General features: G+C 73.3%; 4 protein-coding genes. 2 read left to right on the top strand and 2 right to left on the bottom strand.

Annotation, left to right across the window (positions count from 1 at the left end; translation table 11 throughout):
• On the top strand, positions 1-1,188 hold a 1,188-nt coding region (locus tag MXD58_RS20795), incomplete at its 5' end, for a substrate-binding domain-containing protein (protein WP_250609766.1).
• A 162-nt stretch (positions 1,189-1,350) separates the two neighbouring features.
• Here MXD58_RS20795 and MXD58_RS20790 read toward each other — a convergent pair.
• Positions 1,351-2,886, bottom strand: coding sequence for an MFS transporter (locus MXD58_RS20790; RefSeq protein WP_248839072.1), 1,536 nt, complete (start codon positions 2,884-2,886; stop codon positions 1,351-1,353).
• Between the two features lie 83 nt (positions 2,887-2,969).
• On the opposite strand from MXD58_RS20790, the gene MXD58_RS20785 reads away from it, so the two are divergent.
• Positions 2,970-3,590 (top strand): TetR/AcrR family transcriptional regulator, encoded by a 621-nt coding sequence (locus MXD58_RS20785; protein ID WP_248839071.1) that lies wholly within the window; start codon positions 2,970-2,972, stop codon positions 3,588-3,590.
• 60 nt (positions 3,591-3,650) lie between these two features.
• Here MXD58_RS20785 and MXD58_RS20780 read toward each other — a convergent pair.
• The coding region (locus tag MXD58_RS20780; protein WP_374616422.1) for a WD40 repeat domain-containing protein at positions 3,651-4,466 on the bottom strand (816 nt) is incomplete at its 5' end.

Raw genomic sequence — 4,466 nt, 5'->3', positions numbered from 1 at the left:
GCCGGTGGTGGCGCACCGGCCGGTGCCGGTGGCAGCGGGGCGCTGACCGCGCTCGGTGTTGCCCAGCCGCCGATCGGCGGCGGTCCGTCGTCGGCGGCCGGCGGCCACCGGGAGAACGAGCCTGATCGCGGCGGGATCTTCGCGTCGCGCCGCGCGATGATCGCGGCCGCGATCATCGCCGTCCTGTTCGTCGCGACGGGAACGACCGCGGGCGTGCTTCTCACCGGCCGTGACTCCGGCTCCGACACCGCCTCGGTGGCGCCGGCGGCGACGTCGGCGTTCCCGACCTCGGACCCGATTCCGCCGACGACCGCGCCGCCCGAGCCGGCCGCGGCGCCGAACCTCGTCCGCGTCGCCGGATCGTCCGAGGTCGCGCCGATTACCGAGACGGCCTACAACGAGTTTCGCCAGACCCAGCGCAACGTCACCGTGAACGTCGAGTCCACCAGCACCGAGGACGGCTTCGACGCGCTGTGCAGCGGTAAGGCGGACATCGCCGACGCCTCCTTCGAACCGAATCCCGGGTCGCTGAAGGACCCGTCCTGCCAGAAGAAGCTGGTGGGATTCGAGGTCGCCCACCACACGCTGCCGATCGTGGTGAACCCGCAGAACACCTGGCTGCGCTGCCTGAACCTCAAGCAGGTCAAGCAGATCTGGGGCGCCGACTCCACCGTCACCCGGTGGAACCAGATCGACAGGTCCTTCCCCGACGAGCCGATCAACTTCGTCGGCCCGGCCCGCACCACGGTGCAGGCGCAGGTGTTCAACGCGACCATCAGCGATGCCAGCGACCGGTCCCGCGCCTACCAGCAGACCGATCTCAGCGGTGTCGCCAACGACGTGGCCGGCGACCGGCAGTCCATCGGATTCCTGGACTACCCCACCTACGAGACGTTCGGCCAGCGGCTGCGCGGAGTCGAGATCAACAACGGTGACGGGTGCGTGGCGCCGACGGCGGTGGCCGTCGGGACCGGCCTCTACCTGCCGCTGTGCAAGCCGCTGTTCGTCTACGCGCGCACCGACGCGCTGCGCCAGCCGGCCACCGTCGCCTTCCTGCGTTACTTCCTGGAGAACGGCCGCAAAATCGCCTTTGACGCGCACTACGTCCCGCGCACCGATGACACGGTGGGCGACAACGTCGAGCGCCTGCGGAGACTGACGACGGGAGTCGGGCCGGTCCCCGCCTGAGCGGGCGGCGGACCGGTCGGGCTCAGGCGACCGAGAACGTGAGGGTGCACCGGTAGGTGCCGACGACGATGTTCGTCGGCAGGGTGATGCTGAGCGTCGGGCTCCAGGACACGGTGCTGGTCGCGCCGCGGTTCGCCGAGCCGGAGCAGCTCTGAGCGATGCTCAGCGCCGTAGCCGGTTGACCGCCACGCGTCCCAACGTCCAGAACGTGTCGAGCACGAACACGGCGGTCCAGATCCGATCGGCGTTGAGCAGCCGCTCTCCACTGAAGTTCCAGTACCACCGGCTGTCGTGCGGACCGTCGAACATCGCTTCGACCGGCCAGCTACTTCCGCTGTCCGCCAGGACGCACTGCGCGACCACGTACACCGCCGCGTGCACCCACCAGCCGCGGGCTGACGACAACAGGGACTCCGGCCGATGTCCGTCCCCCTGCACCGCGCGGCCGGGCCCAGCGTCGGACGCGGCGTCGGCAATGGCCGGTGGGTCATCTTCGCCCCGCCCGTGAGCGCCGACGCCGACGCCGACGCCGACGCCGGTGAGAACGCCGATGCGGCGCAGTGCCGGCCGGACCAGTACGGCGGCGGTGAGCAGAAGCAGGGTGGCGAGGACACAGGCCACCTCCCGGCCGCCGGCCGCCCCGTAGAGCAGGCCGACGCCGAGCGTGCCGATGGTCATCCCGAGCAGGTTCGCGCTCTCGTAGACGGCCATGCCCTGGCCGAGGCTCACCCCGGCGGCCTCGGTGACGACCGCCTGCTCGATGGGTACCGCGGCGGCGAACGCGGCGGCGGCGAGCACCCAGGCGGCGGCGAGCACCCACGGCCCGGGCGCCGGGGTCAGGACGAGGGTGAACATCGCGCTCGCGACCAGCGCGGCGACCATCACCGGGCCGCGGCCGAGCCTTATCACGAGGGTGTGCAGGAACTCCGGCGCGATGCTGAAGACGACGAAACCGGGCAGGAAGACCAGCGCGATCGTCACGGGTTCCAGCCCGTGCCTGCGTTGCAGGTCCAGCAGCAGCAGGAGCGCCACCCCGGACTCGGCCAACGCGGTGAGCGCGACCACGCCCAGCAGGGGCCACAGCCGGCGGCCGAGGGAGCGCAGCCGCGGGGTGCGGGCGGCCTCGCGGGTGACATCGGCGGGCTCCCGGTGGAGCAGGGTGATCCCCGCCGCGGCGCAGGCCGCCGCGCCGAGCCAGAACACCCCGCGGTAGTCGACCCGGGGAAGGAGGGTGAGCGCCGCGACGAAGGCGACCCAGGTACCCGTCCCCTCGGCCGCGAACAGCCGCGCGAAGGCGCTGGTGTCGGCGCTCATCTCCTCGGCGACCCGGGCCCGCAGGGCGATCCAGAACACGGCGCCGCCGACACCGCCGGTAACGGCGGCCACCATCGCCACCCCAAGGCCGTCCGCAAGCGCGTACCCGGCGAAGGCCACGGCGTAGACCCCGGCGCCGGCGGCCGCGAGCCGGCCCCGGTCCAGCCGGTCCGCCAGGATGCCGGCGGCGGGCCGGGTGAGCAGGGACACCAGCGTCTCGACGGCGGCCAGCGCGCCGATGGCGGCGGGCGAGAGACCCAGCGCCTCACCGGCCCACAGGGGCATGAGGAAGTCGAGAACCTCCACCGGACCGCGCGCGAGCGCGGCGGCGAGCCCGTTGCGCTCGGACCTGGCCGAGACTGATGGAGGAGCGGAAGTCGACACGGGTCCCCCCTCGGACGACGTCAGGATACGATCGTATCCTGACGTCGGCGCTGACGCGCTGGATGCCAGGGACGGGGGTTCGTATGCCGAAGGTCGTGGACCGCGAGGCGCGTCGCCGCGCCGTCGCGGGCGGGCTGCTGCGGCTCGCGGCGCGGGATGGGTTGGAGGCCGTGAGCGTGCGCTCGGTCGCGGTGGAGTGCGGCATCTCCCCGGGGGCGGTGCAGAAACTGTTCCCCAGTAAGGAAGACATGATTCTCCGGGCGCTGGAACTCACCGAGGAACGGCTGGCGTCCCGCTACGCGTCCCTCGCCGACGACGCCGGCCTTGACGCGCACCTGCGCCAGGCCCTGCCGCTCGATGAGCAACGGCGCGAGGAAGTGATTATGATCATCGCCTTCAGTGCCCGCGCGGCCGGCCGTCCCGACTGGGGCAAGCTCCTCGCCGAGGGTTACCGCACGATTCAGGACGCGACGGCGGAGCTGCTGCGCCGGGCGCAGCGGGACGGTCTCCTCGACGCCGACCGTGATGCCGCCGACCTGGCCGCCGGCCTGGTCGCGTTGAGCGACGGCTTCGCGGCCCGCCTGCTCCATCTCCCACCGGACTCCGCCGAGGCTCACGGGCTCCTGCGTGCCCTGGACGCGTCGGTCCGAGCCCTGCTTGGGATCACGTCCGCGGGGACGCCTCCGGCGACGCCGGGCGGTTGAGCGAGCCCGGCCCGGTCAGGCCGAGGAGCACACGGAACGGCCTCCACCGCTGGCGCACGCTCAGCCGGCGCACGCGTCGGTGAACGGGACGCCCGGAGCGAACTGGCTCCATTCCTCCCGGCTCGGCCGCGCCTGCGGCGACGCGCACGCCAGGGCGCGCAGCCTCGCCGGGTCGAGCGAGCCGAGCAGGACCGTCCCCTTGTCCGTAGCCGCCGCGACGGCGCCGGCGGCGGTGGTGCTCAGGGCCCGCACCGGCGCGTCGAGCGTGCCCAGTGCGGTGAACGTCGGCGTGGCCAGGGCGAGGTTCCAGTAGGCGACGGTACCGGCGAGATCCGCGCTCACCAGCTGGTTCGCGGTGGTGAACGCGACGGCCGCGACCGGCTGGTCATGGCCGGTCAGGCGGCGCGGGACGCGGGGATGCGCGGGGTCGGCGACGTCGGACACCTGCAGGATCCCGTCGTCCCCGCCGGAGGCCAGCACGCGGCCGTCCGGGCTGAAAGCGATCGTGTTCACCGCGCCGGAATGCCCTGTGACGGAGCCTGCCAGGACCGGATGACGCGGGTCGGCCAGATCCCAGAGCCCCACGGCGCCCCCGACGCCGGCGACCGCGAGCAGCCGGCCGTCCGGGCGCAGGGCGATGCCCGTCACCGGGCCGGTGCGGCCGATCAGCAGGTACAGCGAGACCGGCGCGTCCGGGTCGGTGATGTCCCACAGGCCCACCGACGAGTCCATGCCCGCGGTGGCCAGCAGGTGGGCCCGCGACGACAGGGCCAGCCGGTGCACCGGCGTCGCCTGCGCGCCGAGCGCGCCGCGGGCGCGGGGCCGGGCGGGGGGCCCCCCCGCCCGACTCCGTCGAACCATCCTGATCACCGTCCG

It is taken from the genome of Frankia sp. AgKG'84/4 (assembly GCF_023242965.2).
GTDB lineage: Bacteria > Actinomycetota > Actinomycetes > Frankiales > Frankiaceae > Frankia.
The sequence above is the reverse complement of the archived record's forward strand: the minus strand, read 5'-3'. Positions and strand labels throughout refer to the sequence as shown.